We start from the raw sequence: 19795 nt of genomic DNA on the forward strand, positions 1-19795 counted from the left end.
CAGAAGCGTGCCGGACGTTATGATGCACCGCAGAAATTTTACCGTAGACAAATCGGGCGGACACAGCCGTTCCCCGGTTCCACCGCGAACGGACGGAACAGCATGGGCATATCAGCAGCAGGGCGCACGGTCCTTATCACCGGCGCTGCCATGGGCATGGGCCGGCTCTACGCCGAACGTGCCGTGCGGGAAGGCGCCGCCCACGTAATCCTGTGGGACCGCAACGCTGAAGCCCTGGAGGCAACGGCTGCGGACCTGCGGACCCTGGGCAGCAGCGCAGTCCATCCCCATGCCCTGGACGTCAGCTCCCTGGCGGAGGTGACAGCGGCAGCCGAGCGTGTCCGGGCGGAAGCAGGAATCCCCGACGTGCTGATCAACAATGCCGGAATTGTGCGCGGAAAGTACTTTTGGGAGCACACACCTGCGGACATCGACGCCGTCATGGACGTGAACACACTGGCGCCGATGCAGATCACCCGTGCCTTCCTGCCGGACATGATCGCCCGCCGGACGCCGGCGCGGATCCTGAACGTCGCGTCCGCCTCCGGCACCCTTTCCGTGCCCAAGATGAGCGTGTACACCGCCTCCAAATGGGCGGTCATCGGGTGGAGCGACTCGCTGCGCCTGGAGCTGAATGAAGCCGGCAACGGACACGTGCAGGTGACCACCCTGATTCCGAGCTACATCAAGACCGGCATGTTTGCCGGGGCCCGCGGGCCCCTGATGACGCCGCTGATGGAACCGCAATATGTGGTGGACCGTGCCTGGTCCGCCCTGATGGACGGCAAAGCGCGGATCCAGCTGCCCTGGACCGTCCCTTTGGGCAGCGCACTGCGCGGACTCCTGCCGCAGCCGCTGTGGGACGTGGTGGCCGGACGCGTGTTCAAGGTCTACCAGTCCATGGACCACTTCACCGGCCGTCCCGCCGCTTCTGCCGCGGACACCCCCGAAACTGGTGCGCCGGTCCGGGAAGGCACCCGATGAGCGCCGCAGCCGTGGAGCAGACCCCGGGACCCTTCCCCGGCTCCTCCGTTGCCGCAGTGGTGGCAGCGGTGCGGCGGACGTACGACTCCGCCCGGACCCGCCCCCTGGAGTGGCGCCGGAACCAACTGCGCGGCCTGATCCGCCTGCTGACCGAACGAGAGGCCGAGCTCAACGCCGCCCTGGCGCAGGATTTGGGCAAGAACCCGCTGGAGGGTTACCTGACCGAGCTGTCGATCACCCGGGCAGAGGCGGAGTATGCGCTCAAGCACCTGGCACAGTGGACCCGCAGCGCCCGTGTTCCGGTGCCGCTGGGGCTGATGCCTGCGTCCGCCAGGACCGAGCCGCAGCCGCTGGGCGTGGTGTTGATCATTGCGCCGTGGAACTATCCGGTGCAGCTGCTGCTGGCTCCGCTCATCGGGGCGCTCGCCGCAGGCAACGCAGCGGTGCTCAAGCCTTCAGAGCTGGCTCCGGCCACGTCCCGGGCCATGGCCGAGCTGCTGCCGCAGTATCTGGACCCGGACGCCGTCGTCGTCGTGGAAGGCGGGCAGGAGGCCAGCACGGCGCTGCTGGCCCAGCGCTTCGACTCCATTTTCTTTACCGGCGGAGAGCGGGTGGGCCGGATTGTCCTGGAGGCGGCCGCAAAGCACCTGACGCCGGTCACGCTTGAACTGGGCGGGAAATCGCCGGCCGTTGTCCTGGACGGCAATTTCCGGGCCGTTGCCCGCCGCCTGGTGTACGGCAAGCTGCTCAATGCCGGCCAAACCTGCGTGGCGCCGGACTACGTCCTGGTCACCGAGGAAGCGGCACCGAAGCTGCGCAAGCACCTGGTGCGGGCCGTGGCTGAGTTGTTCGGCAAGGACCCCGCGAAAAGCGCGGACCTGGGCCGGATCATCAATGCACAGCACTGGGACCGCCTGCACGGCCTGCTGGACAGCGGAACCGTGCTGGCCGGCGGCCGCGGGGACCGGAACTCGCTCTATCTGGAGCCGACCATCCTGACCGATGTATCGCCGGATTCACCCGTGATGCAGGAGGAAATCTTCGGGCCGATCCTGCCGGTGCTGACCGTGAAGGACCTGGACGAGGCTATTTCCTTCATCAACGCCCGCCCGGTGCCGCTGGCGTCCTACCTCTACACTCAGTCCGCTGCTGCCCGGAAGACCTTTGAGCGCAGCGTCCGGGCCGGCAGCGTAAATCACAATGTGAGCACCGTGCAGCTGGCCGTTCCGGGCCTTCCGTTCGGCGGGGCCGGAGCCAGCGGGACCGGCGCCTATCACGGCAAGTACACGTTCGACACGTTCAGCCAGCTGCGGCCGGTGTTCACCAAGAGCACCGCCCTGGACACCCTGAAGGTGGCCTACCCGCCGTACAACGGTCTCAAGCGCCGGCTGCTGCGCCGCCTGCTCTGACCCCCCCCGGACTGACTGAACGAAATAGCAGAAGCGGCACTTCCCGGCCCTGGGAACTGCCGCTTCTGCTGTTTCGAGGGGGCGTGGAGGCTAGGAAATGACGCCGTCCACAATGGCCTTGGCCTCGGCCTGTACCTGCTTCAGGTGCTCCAGTCCCTTGAAGGACTCCGCGTAGATCTTGTACACGTCCTCGGTGCCGGAAGGCCGGGCGGCAAACCAGGCGTTCTCCGTGGTCACCTTCAACCCGCCGATGGGTGCACCGTTGCCCGGAGCTTCAGTCAGCCGGGCCGTGATGTCCTCGCCGGCCAGGGTGGTGGCAGTGACGTCCGACGGCGAGAGCTTGGCCAGCGCCGCCTTCTGCTCCCGGCTGGCGGGGGCGTCCACGCGGGCGTATTCCGGATCGCCGAACTGGGAGGTCAGTTCGCGGTAGCGCTGCGACGGAGTCTTGCCCGTCACGGCGGTGATTTCCGTTGCCAGCAGGGCCAGCAGGATGCCGTCCTTGTCCGTGGTCCAGGGCTTGCCGTCCAGGCGCAGGAAGGACGCACCGGCGGATTCTTCTCCGCCAAAAGCCGCGTCGCCGGAGAGCAGTCCCGGAACAAACCACTTGAAGCCCACCGGGACCTCCATCAGGGTGCGGCCCAGTTCCCCGGTGACCCGGTCGATCATGGAAGAGGAGACCAGGGTCTTGCCCACCATGGCATCCTTCGGCCAGCCCGACCGGTTCCGGTACAGGTAATCGATGGCAACGGCGAGGTAGTGGTTCGGGTTCATCAGGCCGGCGTCGGGCGTGACAATCCCGTGACGGTCGGCGTCGGCATCGTTGCCGGTGGCAATGTCGTACTCGTTGGCGCGCGCGATCAGCGAGGCCATGGCGTACGGGGAGGAGCAGTCCATGCGGATCTTCTCATCCCAGTCCAGCGTCATGAAGGCCCACTGCGGATCAACGTTGGGGTTGACCACGGTCAGGTTCAGCTGGTGCCGCTCGGCGATGGCGCCCCAGTAATCCACCGAGGCTCCGCCCAGCGGGTCGGCGCCGATGTGCAGCCCGGATTCGCGGATGGCATCCAGGTTAAGGACCGAGGGAAGGTCCTCCACATAGTTCTGCAGGAAGTCGTAGGTTCCCACGGAGTCGGCCAGCCGGGCCTCGCCGAGCGGAATGCGCTTTACGCCCCGCAGGCCGTTTTCCAGCAGTTCATTGGCACGGTTGGCAATCCAGTTGGTCGCCTCGGAACCGGCGGGTCCGCCGGTGGGCGGGTTGTACTTGAAGCCGCCGTCGGCCGGGGGATTGTGCGAGGGCGTGATGATGATGCCGTCGGCCTCCTCGGTGCGGCCGGAGTTGTACTTCAGGATGGCGTGGCTCAGGGCCGGGGTGGGGGTAAAGCCGTTGCGTGCGTCGATGAGCACGTTGACCCCGTTGCCGGCGAGCACTTCAAGAGCGGTGTTCTGTGCGGGCTCGGACAGTGCGTGGGTGTCCTTGCCCATGAACAGCGGTCCGGTGATGCCCTGGCCGTTCCGGTATTCCACGATCGCCTGGGTGATTGCGGCGATGTGGGGCTCGTTGAAGGCGCCGTTGAGCGAGGAGCCGCGGTGCCCCGATGTCCCGAAAACCACGCGCTGGGCAGGGTTGTTCATGTCCGGCGAGATGTCGTAATAGGCATCCAGGAGGGCGGTCAGATCAACAAGGTCGGAGGGTTCGGCAACTGTGCCGGCACGGTTAGACATACCCCTAAGCATGCCAAATAAATGCGTTCGGCGGCAGAAGGGGCGGCGGAAGGCCCCGAATTCAGGTGCCGCAGCGGCCTTAAACGACAACGACGACGGCGGGAAACCCGCCGTCGTCGTCGTATCCCCGTAAGGGGGAGAGGGTGCTTAGCGCACGCCGCCCATGAGCTTCTTGATGGCCGGGGTGCCCGCGGCCAGGGCAACGCCGATGACAATCGCGGTGATGCCGCTGAACAGGAAGTAGCTGACCTCGGTTTCGGGGTCGTAGAACTGTGCCAGCCAGCCGGCCAGGGTGGTGCCCAGCGAGACCGACAGGAAGAACAGTGCCACCATCTGGGTCCGGAAGATCTCCGGAGCCAGTTTGGTCGCCACGGACAGGCCGATCGGGGAGATGAACAGTTCGGCAAAGGTGAACAGCAGCAGGATGACAACCAGGGCCAGCAGCGGGGTGCTGCTGGGTCCGCCGCCGGAGAACGGAATGAAGGCCAGGAATGCCAGGCCCATTACGGCCAGTCCCATGGCGAACTTCAGCGGAGAGGAAGGCTGGCGGTCGCCCAGCTTGGTCCAGACGGTGGCGAATACAGCCGCGAAGATGATGATGAAGATCGGGTTGATCGACTGTACCCAGCTCGGCGGCATTTCCCAGCCGAAGATGTGGCGGTCCAGGGACGTGTCAGCGTAAAGGGCAACCACCGTGAACTGCTGCTGGAAGAGGGCCCAGAAAGCGGCACTGGCGATGAACAGCGGCATGAAGGAGTACACGCGGCGGCGCTCGACGCGGTCCACCTTCGGGCTGCGCAGGATGATCACGAAGTAGGCGATGGAAGCAAGGATGGCGACAACTGCCATAACCACTGCAAGGTTCTCCGCCTTGAGCAGGCCAAAGACCACGGCCAGGGCAATGATGACGATTGCGCCAACGGCAATGCCGGCCATGGTGCCGAACTTGCTGCGCGGCAGCGGGTTGGTCACCTGGTGTGCAGACTCGGGCAGGTACTTGCGGGTCAGGCCGTACTGGACCAGGCCGATGGCCATGCCCAGGGCAGCCAGGCCGAAGCCGTAGTGGAAGCCGAGCTTCACCTGGGCCAGGCCGGTAAGCAGCGGGCCCACCAGGGCGCCCAGGTTGATGCCCATGTAGAAGATGGAGAAGCCGGCGTCGCGGCGTTCGTCCTTCTGGTCATACAGGGTTCCCACCAGGGAGGTGGCATTGGCCTTGACGCCGCCGGAGCCGAGGGCAATCAGGATGAGGCCGGCGGCCAGTCCCGCGGCGCCCGGGAGGACGGCCAGGGAAATGTGGCCGAGCATAACGAGGGCTGCCGAGTAGAAGAGCACCCGCTCGGATCCGAGGACGCGGTCCGCGAGCCATGCACCAATGATTGTGGACAGGTACACGCCACCGCCGTACGCACCAACCAGCGACGTAGCAACGGCAATATCGATGCCGAGGCCGCCGTCGGTGACCGAGTAGTACATGTAGTACAGCAGGATGCCCTGCATGCCGTAGAAGGAGAACCGTTCCCACAGCTCGACGCTGAAGAGGTTCGCGAGCATGCGCGGATGGCCAAAGAAGGACTTGCGGGCCGGCGTGGCGGCTGAGGTGCTGGGATTAGAACTCACAATTGCATGTTCCCACCGGAATATGTGTGGGTTGAAGTGGCAGCAGGTTAGTTTTCGCGCAATTTGGCGGAACGCACTGGAGGAACCGTGTGAAATGTCACTCTCGTTGCGCGCCTTGCCGCTCTGTTACGGACCTGGGCGGGAAACATCGGGAAAAGGTGCGCTATAGTGTCCTGTTTACTTTCCCAGCTGGGCGGCTACGGCGAGCAGTTCTGCTTCCGCCCCGGGGCGCCCGATCAGCTGGATTCCCATGGACAGTCCGCCTTCGGTGCGGGCAGTGGGAAAGGTGATGGCGGGAAGCCCGCACACATTCACCATGGAAGTGAAGGGCGAGTACCGGCACTGCCGTTCATAATCTTCGATCCCGCGGGCATCTTCATCCAGGCTCTCATCCCAGTACCACCCGATGGGGCGGGGCGTCATGCCCAGCGCCGGCGTCAGGATCATGTCATAGGCGCTGTAGGCGAGGATGGTGTCTTCCTCGAATCGGCGGAGAATCTCCATCGCCGTGACCAGGTCGGATGCCGTGCGCTGCTGCGCACGCCTGCGGACAGCGGCCGTAAGGGGCAGAAGGCGCTGTTCGCCGCCGTCCGGCAGTTCCAGTGTGGACAGGCCGGCAGTCCAGACGGCCTGGAAGGCTTCGGGATAACGCTCGTCGTAACTCAAGCGGGCCGGCACGACGTCGTGGCCGGCGCCGAGGAGGGCTTCCACTCCGGCATCCAGCGCCTGGACAGCCTCGGGTGCCAGGGTGATTTCGAGCCGGGACGAAAACGGCGAGAGTGTGCTGACGCCAATCCGGAAGCGGCCGTCGGCGCGTTCTGCGGCGGACAGGAAGGTTTTGTCCGCCGGTGCTGCGGAGGTTGCGTGCCAGTTGGGCTCGGCCACCATGGCGTCCAGCAGCAGGGCCGCGTCCGCAGCTGTGCGGGCCAGGGGGCCGGCCACCACAAACTGGCCCAGATCGGTTTGCCCGGATCCGGAAGGCACCCGGCCCCGGTTGGGCTTGAGACCGACAAGGCCGGTGGCTGCCGCCGGGATGCGTACTGATCCGCCGCCGTCGGTGCCCGGCGCAAAGGGGAGCATTCCTGCCGCCACCGCGGCGGCACTGCCCCCGCTTGAGCCGCCCGGACTGAGGTCCGGGTTCAGCGGATTCCGGGCGGGCGGTCCCACCAGATTTTCGCTGTAGCTGCTGAGCCCGAACTCCGGGACCTGGGTCTTGCCCAGGCTGATGGCACCGGCCCGGCGCAGGACGGAGGGAAGGGGGCTGTCCGCCTCCGGCGTATACGGCGGCAGCGCGGCGGTTCCCAACGTGGTAGGTATGCCGGCGACGTCGGTCAGGTCCTTGTGCGCCAGCGGCATTCCGTGGAGCAGTCCCAGGGGTTCGCCGCGGGCAAAGCGCTCATCGGCCGCTGCGGCTTCGGCCAGCGCGGTTTCCGGTGTGACAAGCAGGAACGCACCCAGGGCGGGATTCAGCTCCTCGATGCGCCGGAGGAAATGCCCGGTGACTTCCCGTGCGCTGATCTCTCCGGAGGCGAGCCGGTTCCGCAGCTGCAGTGCCGTGTTTTCCTGCAGGTCCAGAGGTGCGGCAGGCTGGGGCTGGGTGGACATGTGACCTCCGGGACGGGCGTTTATTTTCCGGGCAGGGCTCCCACTATAGGCTGGGAGAAAGTTCACCACGGGGCGTACTCTCGGATGCCCCGAACGAAAGGACAGGAACCGGAAATGGAAAGCGTATCGGTAGACGCCATCAGCAAGGATGCCAAGATCCTGGATGTGCGTGAAGACTACGAATGGGAAGCCGGCCATATTGACGGCGCCCTCCACATTCCGCTGGGCACCCTTCCCGACCGCCTGGATGACCTGGATCCCGATCAGGATCTGGCCGTTATCTGCCGCAGCGGTGGACGCAGCGCGAAGGCAACTGCCTGGCTGGAATCCCACGGCTACACAGCTGTCAACGTGAACGGCGGCATGGGAGTCTGGCTGGAAGCCGGGAAGCCCATGGTCTCCGACAACGGCCAGGATCCCACCGTCGTATGAGTTCATCGCTGCGCTCACCGGCGGATCCAACAGCCTCAGAGATGACCTACACCTATCTGGGGCCGGAAGGCACCTTCACGGAGGCCGCGCTTCTGCAGGTCCCCGGTGCTGAGGCGTCCGTACGGGTTCCGGCTACGAGTGTGACCGCCGCGTTGGAGATGGTGCGCACCGGACGCGCGGATGCCGCCGTCGTGCCCATTGAGAACTCGGTGGAGGGTGGCGTCAGTGCCACCCTGGACGCTGTCTCCGCCGGTGAGCCGCTGCGGATCCTGCGGGAAATCCTGGTTCCGATCACCTTTGTCCTGGCGGCCCGGCCGGGCAGCGGCCTGGCTGATATCGGTACCGTCTCCACCCATTCACACGCCTGGGCGCAGTGCCGGGAGTGGGCAAATAAGAATATTCCGCAGGCAGAATATATTCCCGCACCCTCCACTGCCGCCGCGGCCGTGGGCCTGAAAGCCGTGGATCAGGCCTTTGATGCTGCCATCTGCTCACCCCTGGTGGCGCAGCGGCTCGGCCTGAACGTCGTGGCCACGGATATCGGCGATATTGCCGACGCCGTAACCCGCTTTGTGCTCGTGAGCCTGCCGACTTCGCTGCCGGCACCCACCGGTGCGGACAAGACCACGCTGGTGGTTCCTCTGCCGGAGGACCACCCGGGTGCCCTGATGGAGATCCTGGACCAGTTTTCCGCGCGCGGGGTAAACCTCAGCCGGATTGAATCCCGGCCTACCGGATTGTTCCTCGGGGATTACTTCTTCAGCATCGACGCCGAGGGGCATATCGCCGATGCCCGGATCGCGGACGCGCTCAAGGGGCTGCACCGGATCAGTCCGAAGCTGCGGTTCCTTGGCTCCTACCCCCGGGCTGACCGCCGCGAACCGGAAATCCCCAAGCACAACACCGATGAAGCGTTCCGGTCCGCGGACCGCTGGCTGGCGGGGCTCCTCAAGGACTAATCTCTCCGCAGGAAGAATCATGCAAAGGGGCATCCCCGGAAAGAGAGGTTCACGGTGCGGCTGCGGCGGACTAACTGTGAGCACCCGGGGTACTCCCGGCGCAGATGGGGCCGCGGATTCAGTTACCGCGGGCTGCACGGGGACATCCTGACGGACCGGCAGGCACTGGAGCGGATCCGTTCGCTCGCCATTCCTCCGGCGTGGACCAATGTGTGGATCAGCCCCTACGCCAACGGCCATATCCAGGCCACGGGAACGGACGGGGCCGGCAGGCGGCAGTACATCTACCATCCGCACTGGCGGGAGTTGAAGGACCGGGAGAAGTTTGACCGTTCCCTCGCCTTCGCCCAGTCGCTGCCGGCGGCCAGGCGGCTGATCACAAAGCACCTGCGCTCGGACGGCTCCGGCCCGCAGCGCGCCTACGCGGCCGCCCTGCGCATTGTGGACGCCGGTGCGCTGAGGATCGGGGGAGAGCGCTATGCGGAAGCCAACGGCTCCTACGGCACCACCACCCTGCGCGTTGAGCACGTCACGGTGCAGGACGACGAAGTGCGGTTCGACTTCCCCGGCAAGAGCGGGCAGGAATGGCACACCCTGATAAGGGACCCCGACCTGGTGGCGGCGCTGGCGCCGATGCTTGCCCGCTCCAACCCCGACACTGCGCTGGCATATGAGGGAACGGACGGACAGTGGCACAGTATTTCCGCGTCCGCCCTGAACGCCTTCCTGCGGGAAGTGACCGGCGGGGAGTTTTCAGCCAAGGATTTCCGGACCTGGCAGGCCACAGTGGTGGCAGCCATGCATCTGGCCCGGGCCTTTCCCCTGGCGTCCACGAAGCGGGAGAAGGTGAAAGCCGCGTCGGCAACCGCCCGCAAGGTCGCCGACCATTTGGGAAACACGCCGGCGATTGCCCGCAAATCCTATATTGACCCCCGGGTGGTGGATCGGTTTTTTGACGGGGAAGTCATTGATGTGGCGGGATTTTCAGCCTCGGAGACCGCTGTCCGGCTCATGCTCACGGAATGAGCTGCGCCCGGGCTTGGCTTTTTCTCCGCCCGGCGACGCTTTTCCCGTTCCCGCGTTCATCAGTATGCTGATGGAAGAGGTGCGGCGATTCTCCGTACACCAGGTGCAGGACTGAAAGCTGGTCCTGTCTCAACGTTCAGGAAGGCTAAGCGAATGTCTGAATACCCTAATGAGGAAGAACAGCTGACCGACCCGAAGCCCAGCGGCCAGTCCACCGGCGATGACAACCTGCGCGGCGATGCCGGCGACCAGGGCAACGACATCCGGTTTGCCGAAGAAGAGGCTTTGATCCGCGAACAGGCTTCCCCCGCCTCGCTGGAGCACAACAATGACGGCGAGTACACGGACCGTGATGACGCCGAAAGTGCTCAGGCTTCCCAGCCTGAGGGCGAATACACGGACCGTGATGACGCCGACCGCGCGAAGTCCTCCCAGCCTGAAGGCGAGTACACGGACCGCGACGACACCGGCGGCGCCAAGCCCTCCCAGAGCGAGGGCGGCTACACGGACGCCGAGGGCACCCAGGACTAGCTTCGTCCGCCTGCCCGGCCCGGGGAACGCGCACCGCTGTGCGCAAACTGCGGCCGGGCTGGCTGCTGGTCCGGTGAAGGTGCCCGGACCAGCAGCGCCAGGGGATCCACCTGCACCCGAACAGTGGTGGCGGCTCCGGTCAGGTCTCCGTCCAGCTGTGTCTGCGTAGGCTGCGCCACGCGGATCTCCACCGTCTTCGCCCGGCGGTAATCGATCACCGGGATCTTCCGGGGGTTCTTTGTGACCACCTTGCCCGCAACCCAGAGCCATCCGGCCAGGCTGCGCGGTGACATGACCACGACGTCCAGCAGTCCGTCGTCCATCCTGGCTTCCGGAATGAAATCGATCCCGGCGGGCAGCCGGCCAAGATTCGCGAAGAGGACGCTGCGGACCTTGCGGGCCACCGGCGGTTCGCCGTCCACCGAAATACTCATGCGGGTCCGGCGCCCGGGCAGCAGCCGCACGCCCGCTTCACTGTAGGCCAGCCAGCCCACCCGCTTCTTCAGGTCATCCCGGGTGGCCGCAATAACCTCGGCATCAAGGCCGATTCCGCCCATCACCAGGAACGCGCTGCTGCTGTGGTCGCCGTTGTCCGAGTTTTCAAAGCTGATGGTGCCCATGTCGATGCGCCGCTGATCTCCGTGCAGCGCCGTGCGGATTGACGCCGGAAGATCAGCCACCGGCAGCCCCAGGTTGCGCGCCAGGAGGTTTCCCGTTCCCAGCGGCAGCAGTCCCAGCGCCGCCTCAGTGTTGGCCAGGGCGCGTGCCACCTCGCGGACGGTTCCGTCGCCGCCGCCGGCAAGTACGACGTCGGCTCCCTGCTCCACTGCCAGCCGCGCCTGTTCGTACCCGGGGGACTGGCGGGTGGTCTCCAGGATCAGGGGCGGGTCCCACCCCGCCAGTTCACACGCCTGGGCGAGCAGTGCGCGCGCCGCCGGCGCCTGCACCTTTACGGGATTGAGCACCATGGCCACCCGCTGGTGGCCGGGGGCAAGTGTCTTGACGATGACCCGCCCGGCGGCAAGACGCCGGCGCCGCTGCAGCCCGGCCCAAACTGACAGGGCAACCAGGGCAGCGGCCAGCAGTGCCAGAAGGACGATCAGGGGCGTAGACATAGTGGTTCCCAGCCTAACCCCGGCCGGTGCCTGCCCCTGTCCGGCTTTTGGGTACTCTTGAATCGTGATCGATGTAAATGAGCTCCGCGAAAACCCGAATAAATTCCGAGCCTCCCAGCGCGCCCGCCAGGCGGACGAGTCCCTGGTGGATGCGATCATCGCTGCCGACGCCGCGCGCCGTGATGCGCGCACCAGGTTTGAAAACCTGCGCGCCGAGCAGAACGCCTTCGGCAAGCGTGTCGCCAAAGCCAAGGGTGAGGAAAAGCAGGCACTCCTGGCCGAGGTCAAGGAACTCGCCGGTGCCGTGAAGGCAGCCGGTGCAGAGGCCGATGCCGCCCAGGCCGAATCCGACGCGCTGCTGCGCCGGATCCCCAACCTGATTTCCGACGGTGTTCCCGCCGGCGGGGAGGATGACTTCGAGGTCGTCAAGACAGTCGGCACGCCGCGGAACTTCGAGGCCGAAGGCTTCACGCCCCGCGACCACCTGGAAATCGGTGAGCTCCTCGGTGCCATCGACATGGAACGCGGCGCCAAGGTTTCCGGCTCACGGTTCTACTTCCTGCGCGGCGTGGGTGCCCGCCTGGAGCTGGCCCTGCTGAACATGGCGATGGATCAGGCCGTCCAGGCCGGTTTTGTGCCCATGATTACTCCCACCCTGGTCCGCCCCGAAACCATGCAGGGCACCGGCTTTGACGTGGCGCACGACGCCGAGATCTACCGTCTCGCCGAAGACGACCTGTATCTGGTGGGCACCTCCGAGGTGCCGCTGGCCGGCTACCATGCCGATGAAATCCTGGACCTGAACGGCGGGCCGGTCCGCTACGCCGGCTGGTCATCCTGCTACCGCCGTGAAGCCGGATCACACGGTAAGGACACCCGCGGAATCATCCGCGTCCACCAGTTCAACAAAGTGGAAATGTTCATCTACACCAAGCCCGAAGACGCCGCTGCCGAGCACCAGCGCCTGCTGGCCTGGGAAGAGGAGATGCTGGCCAAGGTGGAGCTGCCCTACCGGGTGATTGACACCGCTGCCGGAGATCTTGGAATGTCCGCCGCCCGCAAGTTTGACTGCGAAGCCTGGGTTCCCACCCAGAACGCCTACCGCGAGCTCACTTCCACCTCCAACTGCACCACGTTCCAGGCCCGGCGCCTGAACATCCGTGAACGCCAGGAGGGTGAGGGCAAGGGCACCCGTGCCGTCGCCACCCTCAACGGCACCCTGGCCACCACCCGGTGGATCGTGGCCATCCTTGAGCACCACCAGAACCCGGACGGCTCCGTCAATGTTCCGGCTGCGCTGCGGCCCTACCTGGGCGGTCTGGAAGTTCTTCCCGTCCTGTAGGCCGCCGGTGCTGAGCAGGCCCCGTTTCGCTAAAGCCGGAGCAGGGCCTGCTTTGTACCTCACCTGCACACACATTTGTGAGCCGCGTCCTTTCCGGATCTGCGGTCATCTGTTTAAATGAGGCGATGACTATTTTGACGAGCACCGGCATCGAAGACCGGCAGAATCCTGACCGTTTTGTTCACCTCGTGGCACTGGATGTGGACGGCACCCTGGTGGACCACGACGGACATATGTCCCCGGGTGTCCGCGAATCCGCAGAGGCGGCAATTGCCGCCGGCCACCAGCTGGTGATTGCCACCGGCCGGTCCTACGGCGCGGCACTTCCCGTCCTGGAGCGCCTGGGTATCACCAAGGGGTACTGCGTCGCCTCCAACGGCGGCGTCACCCTGCGTGTGGACACCTCCCTGCCGGACGGTTACGAAGTGATCGACCGCGTGGTTTTTGATCCCAAACCGGCACTGGACGCACTGCGGATCACGCTGCCCACCGCCAAGTTCGCGCTCGAAGATTCCTCCGGAAACTTCCTTTCCACCGAGCGCTTCCAGGACGCCAGCTTCGGTGTGGAGGCTCAGGCAGTGGACTTTGAACGGCTGCGCAGCGCCGAAGCTGTGCGCGTGGTGGTCTTCAGCGTCGACTCCACGGCCGAAGAATTCGGCGAGGCCGTCCGGGCCATCGGCCTGCACGGCGTGACCTACTCCGTAGGATGGACGGCCTGGCTGGACATCGCCGCCGAGGGCGTCACCAAGGCCAGCGCCCTGGAAAAGGTGCGCAGCAGCCTCGGCATTGACCGCAAGTACACGGTTGCCATGGGTGACGGCCGCAATGACATTGAAATGCTCGGCTGGGCCGCCCGCGGCGTAGCCATGGGGCAGGCTCCGCAGGAAGTGCTGGAAGCGGCCACCGAAGTGACGGGAACCGTCTACGAAGACGGTGCCGCCACGGTGCTGCGCAGCCTCGCCGCCGGATAGCCCTCAGGCATCCTGCAGGGCCGGTTCGGCGGCCTGAACAGATGCGCCTACCGGGACAGCGGGCGCAAGTGCCGCGGGGCCGGCACACAGGGACAGCAGGCGTGCCGCGGCCGGCCGGGTGGCCCATTCCTCCTGCCAGTGGGATCGCACCACCGCCTTGCTGACGGCCTGGGACGTGATGCCCAGAATCTCCGCAACGTACTTCTGCTGCCCGCGGGCGCCCGGCGTCATCAGGTCCAGGACCTTCCATTCGGCGTCGGTGCGGCTGGCCACGATTTGTCCCAGCAGCCGCAGTACGGCCTGCGCTTCCGCAGCAATGCCCGGGTCCGGGCCGTCCACGGCCAGCGGAATGCGTTCACCGGCTTTCCGTGCCCGCTCCACGGCGCGGCGGGCATACACCAGTCCGTAACCGTCATTGTCCAGGACGCCCTGCCGCAGCGGCAGGCGCAGTTCGCCGACGCCGATCCCCACATTCCAGCGCCGCTGCCGGACGGCGGCCAGCGCGGCGTCCACTGCGGCGGACGCGTCGGCCAGCACGCCCTGCGCTTCATCACCCACCGAGCGCTGAAAGGGAACGGCGGCGGGCAGATGGCGGAGCGAACGGATGAGCTCCGGAACCAGGTCCCCCGATTCGCGGGAATCCCGCTGGTTGATGGTCAGCACAAAATGCATGGCATCAGCATGCCAGACCGGCGCACCAAAACAACCAATTCCGGTTGCGGCGCGCTGAGCAAACGACGACGGCGGCTGTCCCCTCCCAGGGGACAGCCGCCGCCGCGCGCTGCACAAGCAGGACCCGCAGGGAGTCCGCGGATGCTGCTAGTTGTTCTTGGGGTCGGCGTCCACGTCGCGGCCCTGGGGCTCGTCGTCCTCGTGGCCTTCGCCGTGTGCCTTGAAGCGCTCCAGGGAGGCTTCAACCTCGGTCTCGGCTGCTTCACGGCCGGCCCAGTCTGCAGCTTCAACCCACTTGCCCGGCTCCAGGTCCTTGTACTTGGTGAAGAAGTGCTTGATTTCATCCAGCAGGAAGTCGGAAACGTCCGAGATGTCCTGAATGTGGTCAAAGCGCGGATCGACCGGCACGCAGAGGACCTTGGCGTCTCCGCCGCCGTCGTCCACCATGTTGAAGACGCCGATGGGACGGGACTCAACCAGCACGCCCGGCATCAGGTCGAAGTCCTGCAGCATCACCAGGGCGTCCAGGGGATCGCCGTCTTCACCCAGGGTGTTCTCGAAGTAACCGTAGTGGGTGGGGTAGGCCATGGACGTGAAAAGAATGCGGTCCAGGCGCAGGCGATGGGTTTCGTGGTCAATTTCGTACTTGACCCGGGATCCCTTGGGGATCTCGATGGTGACGTCGAGCTTCATGGATACTCCTCTGGGGTGTGGTGCAGGGCACCACAAAACGGAACAGGCCGCGGCGGTGTCTTCAAAAACGGTGCCGCAAACCTAGGCTGATAAAGCGCCAACAGCCGCATCTTTGTCCGCGTCAGTGCGGGCAGCGGCGCCGGTCTAGTCTTAAACATATATGTCTTGGTCCGTAATCACTGTTTTGCCGCAGTGAAAAGCGGTTAGTGGAAAGCATTGGTGAGGCCATGGGTCGGACATTCTTCGGCCTCCTGCTGACCCTGGTACTGGCGGTTCTGGTGGTCCCCCTGTGCTTTTATGCGGGACCTCCGGTGCTGGCGGCTCTGGGGAACGAGCAGCCCCGCCGGCAGGTGGTGGTTCCCGCGCATCAGCAGGCCCCGGCCCGCCTCACCTCGGACGGCACCGAGTTTCCCGTCCCGGCCGGCCCGGGCACGGTTCCGCCGGATCCGGCCAAGCTGGCAGAGCTGCTGGACGCCGAACTGGTGCTTTCCGGCAGCGGAACCTTCTCCGGCGTCGTTCTGGACGGGCTGACCGGCGAGGTCCTCTATGACCTCGACGGCGGTGCCCGCGTGACCCCCGCGTCCAGCCTGAAAATTCTCACTGCCGCGGCGGCGCTCTCGGTCCTCGGCTCGGAGGCCCGGTTCCAAACCGCCGTGTATGCAGGCGCCGAACCGGGCACCGTTGTGCTGGCCGGCGGCGGAGATGTCCTCCTGGGCTCGGGGGCGTCGGATCCGGATTCCACGGTGGGGCGTGCGGGGCTGCAGACGCTGGCCGAAGAAACCGCCGCAGCCCTGGCTCCAAACAGCCGCGGCACCACGGTCAGTGTCCGCGTCGATGACACGCTGTTCACCGGCCCTTCCCTCTCCCCGTCCTGGAATTCCGAGGATGTGGCAGCAGGAGAAGCCGCACCCCTGTATCCGCTGGCCCTTAATTCGGCGTGGGCCGTTGAGGGGCAGCAGTCCGGTCCTCGGGTTGGTGACGCGGCGCTTGCCGCCGGGGAAGCGTTCGCCCGGCATCTGGCAGCCGCCTCGGTGAAATACGGCTTTGACGTGGATCCCGGAGTGCGGCGCGCAACGGCCGACGACGCCGCCGCCCTCCTGGTGTCCGCGTCCTCAGCCACAGTGTCGGAACAGGTGCGGCAGATGCTGCTGACCTCGGACAACTATCTGGCCGAAGCACTGGGCCGGATGACCGCCCTCGCCCGCGGCGGCGAGGCCTCCTTTGACGGTGCGGCAGACGCCGTCGTTTCTTCCGTCTCCGAACTGGGAGTGGACAGCGCGGGCCTGGACCTGGCCGATGTGTCCGGGCTGGGCGCCGGAACAGCCATCAGCGCCCGGCAGCTGGCCGGAACCGTGCAGGCTGCACTGACCTCTTCTGACCAAAGCGTCCGGGACCTGCCATATTCGCTGCCTGTCGCCGGGCTCAGCGGAACCCTCGCGTCCCGGTTCACCGGCGCCGGGTCCGCGGCCGGAACCGGAACCGAAACCGAAGGCCAGGCACCGCCCGCGGGGCTGATCCGCGCGAAAACCGGAACCCTGTTTGCCGCCACTTCCCTGAGCGGCTTCGTGACCGACGTGGACGGCAGGCTCCTGGCCTTCGCCTTTGTGGCCAACGGACTGGAGGCCAACACCGGTGAAGCACGTGCCGCAGTGGATGCAGCTGCGGCGGCCCTGGCCGGATGCGGGTGCAGCTAAACGCGTTCGGCGTACAGCGAACCCTCCTGAAAATGGGGGACCTGTGTGGTCTGATGGACCAATGGAGAGCTATGAGCAGCACCGTCCCCCGGCCGCCGCCGACTTGGTGAATTGGGATCTGGCCGCCGGGACGGCTGCAACCCTGGTGTCGCCGGGACCCAAGATGCCGGCCCGCGAAATCCGCGCAGCAGTGGCTGACCTGCGGGCCCGCGCTGACGAAGCCGTCACCCACGTGCATCGGATCACCGGCCTGGAAGCAGCCCGGGACCTGCGTGACTCCGAGGTGCTTGTGGTGGACCGTGCGTCGTGGGCCAAAGCCAATTCGCGCAGCTTCGCCGCGCTGATGAACCCGGCCCTGGAAACCCTCGCCCGCACGCACCCGGACGAGCTGAAAGGCGCCAACGCCGCCATCAGCGGCACCCTGACCGGTGCCCAGCTCGGTGCGGTCCTGGCCTTCCTCTCCTCCAAGGTGCTGGGACAGTATGATCCCTTCGCGGCCCAAACCCCCGGCGGGCCCTCCGGCGGCCGGCTGCTGCTGGTGGCACCGAACATCATCACCCTGGAACGTGAGCTGAATGTGGATCCGGCTGATTTCCGGCTCTGGGTATGCCTGCACGAGCAGACCCACCGGGTGCAGTTCGCTGCCGCTCCCTGGCTGCGCGGACACATGGTGGAGCAGATGGGCCAGCTGACGAACGGTCTGATGGACAAGGCCCAAACGCTGTCAGAGCGTCTGAGCTCGGCCGCCAAAACCCTTGCCTCCCCTCAGGGGCGCGAGGCCCTGACCGGCCGGAATAACGACGACGGCGTGCCGCGGCGCCCGCTGGACCTCATGTCCCTGCTGCAGGACCCCGAAGACAAGGCCCGGATGTCCCACCTGACAGCGGTGATGTCGCTGCTGGAAGGACACGCCAACGTGGTGATGGATGCCGTGGACGCCAGTATTGTTCCCAGCGTCAAGACCATCCGCCAGCGGTTCAATGCCCGGGGCAAGAGCCACGGCTGGCTGGACCGCTTCTTCCGGCAGATCCTGGGCCTGGACGCAAAGATGCGCCAGTACAAGGACGGTTCGAAATTTGTCCGCTCCGTAGTTGACCGGGCCGGAATGGAAGGGTTCAACCGGGTCTGGGAGGGTCCGGACAACCTGCCCACTGAAGCTGAAATTCACAATCCATCCCTGTGGATGACCCGGATGGGACTCTAACCGCACGTGCCTCAGCAAACTGATTCGAATATGTCTGTTCCACACTCCGGGCCCGCTCCGGCAGGCCGGCTGCGTAAACGCCTGAACCCGACTCTGGGCAAGGCCCGCAACATGCTGCGCGACGCCCTCCGGGATGCCGGCCTGGAACCCCGCGGCACTGCGTCTTCACCGCCGCCCCTGCTGCTGGTGGCCTGCAGCGGCGGACCCGATTCCCTGGCGCTGGCCGAAGCGGCGTCCTTCTTCGCCCGCCGCGGAGACTACCGGGTGGGCGCCGTCGTCGTGGACCATGGCCTGCAGGCCGGCTCTGCCGAAGTTGCCGCCGAAGCGGCGGCCAAACTCATCCGCATGGGACTGGAACCGGTCCAGGTCCGCACCGTGTCGGTGCCGGCCTCCGGAATGGGGCCCGAGGCAGCAGCACGGACCGTGCGTTATGCGGCGCTGGACGCTGCCGTGGCGGAGACCGGAGCCGACGCCGTCCTGCTGGGCCACACCCTCGACGACCAGGCTGAACAGGTGCTCCTCGGGCTCGCCCGGGGATCCGGAACCCGGTCCCTGGCCGGCATGCGGCCGGTTCGCGGAGCGTACCTGCGTCCACTGCTGGGACTGCGCCGGAGCGAGACCGAGGAAATCTGCGAGAGCCTCGGCCTGGACCCGTGGCACGACCCCAGCAACACGGATCCGGCCTTTGCCCGGTCACGGGTCCGAGCCGAGGTCCTGCCTTTCCTGGAGGAAAAACTGGGCCCGGGCATTGCCGAGGCGTTGTTCCGTTCCTCACGTATCCTCGCCAACGACGCCGATTATCTGGACACCGTCAGCGCGGAGACCTTTGCCCGGCTGCGCACCGCTCCGGCATCCGCAGAGAACGCATCCGCTGCGGAAGCGGACACAATTTTGCTGCCGGAAGCGCCGCTGCGTGAGCTGGCTCCCGCCGTGCGCCAGCGCGTTCTGGCACTCGCCGCCGTAGAACTCGGCGGAGCCCAGCCCAGCTATGAACGGCTTCGTTCAGTGGAAGCCCTGCTGCGCCGCACCGGCTCGGCCGGGCCGGTGGAACTGGTCGGAAAAGTCAGCGTGTACCGGCAGGTGCGCGGCTATCCCGTTCCCCAAGGTCCCTCCGGCTATGGCAATCTTGTGTTTAGGAAAAAGAGCAGCACCTAAAATCCAGCTGCAACATCTCGCACCCGGGAGCCATTCGTGGATTCACACGACGTCCAGTCAGACCTCAAGCACGTTCTCTACACCAAAGAGCAGATCCAAACACGGGTTGCCGAACTCGCAGCCGAGATTGACCGCGACTACGCAGGGCGTGATGTCCTGCTGGTAGGCGTACTCAAGGGTGCTGTGATGGTGATGGCCGATCTTTCCCGCGCCCTGCACAGCCACGTCACCATGGACTGGATGGCTGTTTCCTCCTACGGCTCCGGCACGCAGTCCTCCGGCGTGGTGCGCATCCTGAAGGACCTCGAAACCGATCTCCTGGGCAAGCACGTGCTGATCGTCGAAGACATCATCGACTCGGGCCTGACCCTGTCCTGGCTGCGCACCAACCTGCAGTCCCGCGGACCGGCAAGCGTCGAGATCTGCACCCTGCTGCGCAAGCCCACCGCGGCGAAGGTTGAAATCGACGTCAAGTACGTCGGCTACGAGATCCCCAACGAGTTTGTCGTCGGCTACGGCCTGGACTTCGCCGAGAAGTACCGCAACCTGGACTTCATCGGAACCCTGGCGCCGCACGTCTACGAGTAGGCACCACCGCACCATGCGGCACCGGACGGCGGCCAGCGGGCTGCCGTCCGGTGCCGCATCTGCGATCAGCATCACG

At 66.0% G+C, this 19795-nt stretch carries 18 protein-coding genes; 12 read left to right on the forward strand and 6 right to left on the reverse strand.

Annotated elements, in window-relative coordinates; translation table 11 throughout:
- Nucleotides 1-102 precede the first annotated feature (102 nt).
- Together AC4D2Q_RS05625 and AC4D2Q_RS05630 are read left to right on the forward strand one after the other, a co-directional pair.
- The gene (locus AC4D2Q_RS05625) at nt 103-984 is read left to right on the forward strand and encodes an SDR family NAD(P)-dependent oxidoreductase (protein ID WP_490945585.1); all 882 of its coding nucleotides are present in this window, start codon (nt 103-105) and stop codon (nt 982-984) included.
- Nucleotides 981-2393: an aldehyde dehydrogenase family protein gene (locus AC4D2Q_RS05630; protein ID WP_490945586.1), complete on the forward strand. Its 1413-nt coding sequence runs from the start codon at nt 981-983 to the stop codon at nt 2391-2393. Before AC4D2Q_RS05625 ends, AC4D2Q_RS05630 begins: the two co-directional genes overlap by 4 nt.
- A 90-nt stretch (nt 2394-2483) precedes the next feature.
- Here AC4D2Q_RS05630 and pgm read toward each other — a convergent pair whose 3' ends face one another.
- The 3 genes from pgm to AC4D2Q_RS05645 all read right to left on the reverse strand — a co-directional run bounded on the left by pgm (nt 2484) and on the right by AC4D2Q_RS05645 (nt 7337).
- A complete protein-coding gene (pgm, locus tag AC4D2Q_RS05635; RefSeq protein WP_490945587.1) occupies nt 2484-4115 on the reverse strand; it encodes a phosphoglucomutase (alpha-D-glucose-1,6-bisphosphate-dependent) in 1632 nt (543 codons plus the stop codon).
- Nucleotides 4116-4262: 147 nt separating this feature from the next.
- Nucleotides 4263-5732 (reverse strand): peptide MFS transporter, encoded by a 1470-nt coding sequence (locus AC4D2Q_RS05640; protein WP_490945588.1) that lies wholly within the window; start codon nt 5730-5732, stop codon nt 4263-4265.
- 177 nt (nt 5733-5909) lie between these two features.
- A complete protein-coding gene (locus AC4D2Q_RS05645; RefSeq protein WP_490945589.1) occupies nt 5910-7337 on the reverse strand; it encodes an amidase in 1428 nt (475 codons plus the stop codon).
- A gap of 114 nt (nt 7338-7451) precedes the next feature.
- Here AC4D2Q_RS05645 and AC4D2Q_RS05650 point away from each other — a divergent pair, with 114 nt between their 5' ends.
- From AC4D2Q_RS05650 to AC4D2Q_RS05665, 4 genes are all read left to right on the forward strand, one after another.
- Complete coding sequence (locus tag AC4D2Q_RS05650) at nt 7452-7769, forward strand: rhodanese-like domain-containing protein (RefSeq protein ID WP_490945590.1); 318 nt, start codon at nt 7452-7454, stop codon at nt 7767-7769.
- Nucleotides 7766-8728 carry a prephenate dehydratase gene (pheA, locus tag AC4D2Q_RS05655; protein ID WP_490945591.1) on the forward strand — a complete coding sequence of 321 codons (963 nt, stop codon included), beginning with the start codon at nt 7766-7768 and terminating at the stop codon, nt 8726-8728. Before AC4D2Q_RS05650 ends, pheA begins: the two co-directional genes overlap by 4 nt.
- A 54-nt stretch (nt 8729-8782) precedes the next feature.
- The gene (locus tag AC4D2Q_RS05660) at nt 8783-9754 is read left to right on the forward strand and encodes a DNA topoisomerase IB (RefSeq protein WP_490945592.1); all 972 of its coding nucleotides are present in this window, start codon (nt 8783-8785) and stop codon (nt 9752-9754) included.
- Between the two features lie 153 nt (nt 9755-9907).
- Nucleotides 9908-10285, forward strand: coding sequence for a hypothetical protein (locus tag AC4D2Q_RS05665; RefSeq protein ID WP_490945593.1), 378 nt, complete (start codon nt 9908-9910; stop codon nt 10283-10285).
- Here AC4D2Q_RS05665 and AC4D2Q_RS05670 read toward each other — a convergent pair.
- Nucleotides 10282-11400, reverse strand: a complete 1119-nt coding sequence (locus AC4D2Q_RS05670) for a diacylglycerol/lipid kinase family protein (RefSeq protein ID WP_490945594.1) — start codon at nt 11398-11400, stop codon at nt 10282-10284. The genes AC4D2Q_RS05665 and AC4D2Q_RS05670 overlap by 4 nt on opposite strands.
- Before the next feature lie 64 nt (nt 11401-11464).
- On the opposite strand from AC4D2Q_RS05670, the gene serS reads away from it, so the two are divergent.
- Nucleotides 11465-12742, forward strand: a complete 1278-nt coding sequence (gene serS / locus AC4D2Q_RS05675; RefSeq protein ID WP_400929929.1) for a serine--tRNA ligase — start codon at nt 11465-11467, stop codon at nt 12740-12742.
- Between the two features lie 125 nt (nt 12743-12867).
- Nucleotides 12868-13713 (forward strand): HAD family hydrolase, encoded by an 846-nt coding sequence (locus AC4D2Q_RS05680; RefSeq protein WP_490945595.1) that lies wholly within the window; start codon nt 12868-12870, stop codon nt 13711-13713.
- Nucleotides 13714-13716: 3 nt separating this feature from the next.
- Here AC4D2Q_RS05680 and AC4D2Q_RS05685 read toward each other — a convergent pair whose 3' ends face one another.
- Complete coding sequence (locus AC4D2Q_RS05685) at nt 13717-14385, reverse strand: hypothetical protein (RefSeq protein ID WP_490945596.1); 669 nt, start codon at nt 14383-14385, stop codon at nt 13717-13719.
- A 147-nt stretch (nt 14386-14532) separates the two neighbouring features.
- Nucleotides 14533-15078 carry an inorganic diphosphatase gene (locus AC4D2Q_RS05690; protein ID WP_490927511.1) on the reverse strand — a complete coding sequence of 182 codons (546 nt, stop codon included), beginning with the start codon at nt 15076-15078 and terminating at the stop codon, nt 14533-14535.
- A gap of 206 nt (nt 15079-15284) precedes the next feature.
- On the opposite strand from AC4D2Q_RS05690, the gene dacB reads away from it, so the two are divergent.
- The 4 genes from dacB (at nt 15285) to hpt (ending at nt 19719) form a co-directional block, all read left to right on the forward strand.
- Nucleotides 15285-16772, forward strand: a complete 1488-nt coding sequence (gene dacB / locus AC4D2Q_RS05695; RefSeq protein WP_490945597.1) for a D-alanyl-D-alanine carboxypeptidase/D-alanyl-D-alanine endopeptidase — start codon at nt 15285-15287, stop codon at nt 16770-16772.
- A 61-nt stretch (nt 16773-16833) separates the two neighbouring features.
- Nucleotides 16834-17976, forward strand: a complete 1143-nt coding sequence (locus AC4D2Q_RS05700) for a zinc-dependent metalloprotease (protein WP_490945598.1) — start codon at nt 16834-16836, stop codon at nt 17974-17976.
- 30 nt (nt 17977-18006) lie between these two features.
- The gene (gene tilS, locus AC4D2Q_RS05705; protein WP_490945599.1) at nt 18007-19131 is read left to right on the forward strand and encodes a tRNA lysidine(34) synthetase TilS; all 1125 of its coding nucleotides are present in this window, start codon (nt 18007-18009) and stop codon (nt 19129-19131) included.
- A gap of 36 nt (nt 19132-19167) precedes the next feature.
- Nucleotides 19168-19719, forward strand: coding sequence for a hypoxanthine phosphoribosyltransferase (gene hpt, locus AC4D2Q_RS05710; RefSeq protein WP_490927514.1), 552 nt, complete (start codon nt 19168-19170; stop codon nt 19717-19719).
- Nucleotides 19720-19795 lie beyond the last annotated feature (76 nt).

It is taken from the genome of Arthrobacter sp. TJ-178 (genome assembly GCF_058269275.1).

Coding starts and splice junctions, on each gene's coding strand:
- AC4D2Q_RS05625 (WP_490945585.1), top strand. CDS start 103: ATGGGCATATCAGCAGCAGGGCGCACGGTCCTTATCACCGGCGCTGCC.
- AC4D2Q_RS05630 (WP_490945586.1), top strand. CDS start 981: ATGAGCGCCGCAGCCGTGGAGCAGACCCCGGGACCCTTCCCCGGCTCC.
- pgm (WP_490945587.1), bottom strand. CDS start 4,115: ATGTCTAACCGTGCCGGCACAGTTGCCGAACCCTCCGACCTTGTTGAT.
- AC4D2Q_RS05645 (WP_490945589.1), bottom strand. CDS start 7,337: ATGTCCACCCAGCCCCAGCCTGCCGCACCTCTGGACCTGCAGGAAAAC.
- AC4D2Q_RS05650 (WP_490945590.1), top strand. CDS start 7,452: ATGGAAAGCGTATCGGTAGACGCCATCAGCAAGGATGCCAAGATCCTG.
- pheA (WP_490945591.1), top strand. CDS start 7,766: ATGAGTTCATCGCTGCGCTCACCGGCGGATCCAACAGCCTCAGAGATG.
- AC4D2Q_RS05665 (WP_490945593.1), top strand. CDS start 9,908: ATGTCTGAATACCCTAATGAGGAAGAACAGCTGACCGACCCGAAGCCC.
- AC4D2Q_RS05670 (WP_490945594.1), bottom strand. CDS start 11,400: ATGTCTACGCCCCTGATCGTCCTTCTGGCACTGCTGGCCGCTGCCCTG.
- AC4D2Q_RS05680 (WP_490945595.1), top strand. CDS start 12,868: ATGACTATTTTGACGAGCACCGGCATCGAAGACCGGCAGAATCCTGAC.
- AC4D2Q_RS05685 (WP_490945596.1), bottom strand. CDS start 14,385: ATGCATTTTGTGCTGACCATCAACCAGCGGGATTCCCGCGAATCGGGG.
- AC4D2Q_RS05690 (WP_490927511.1), bottom strand. CDS start 15,078: ATGAAGCTCGACGTCACCATCGAGATCCCCAAGGGATCCCGGGTCAAG.
- AC4D2Q_RS05700 (WP_490945598.1), top strand. CDS start 16,834: ATGGAGAGCTATGAGCAGCACCGTCCCCCGGCCGCCGCCGACTTGGTG.
- tilS (WP_490945599.1), top strand. CDS start 18,007: ATGTCTGTTCCACACTCCGGGCCCGCTCCGGCAGGCCGGCTGCGTAAA.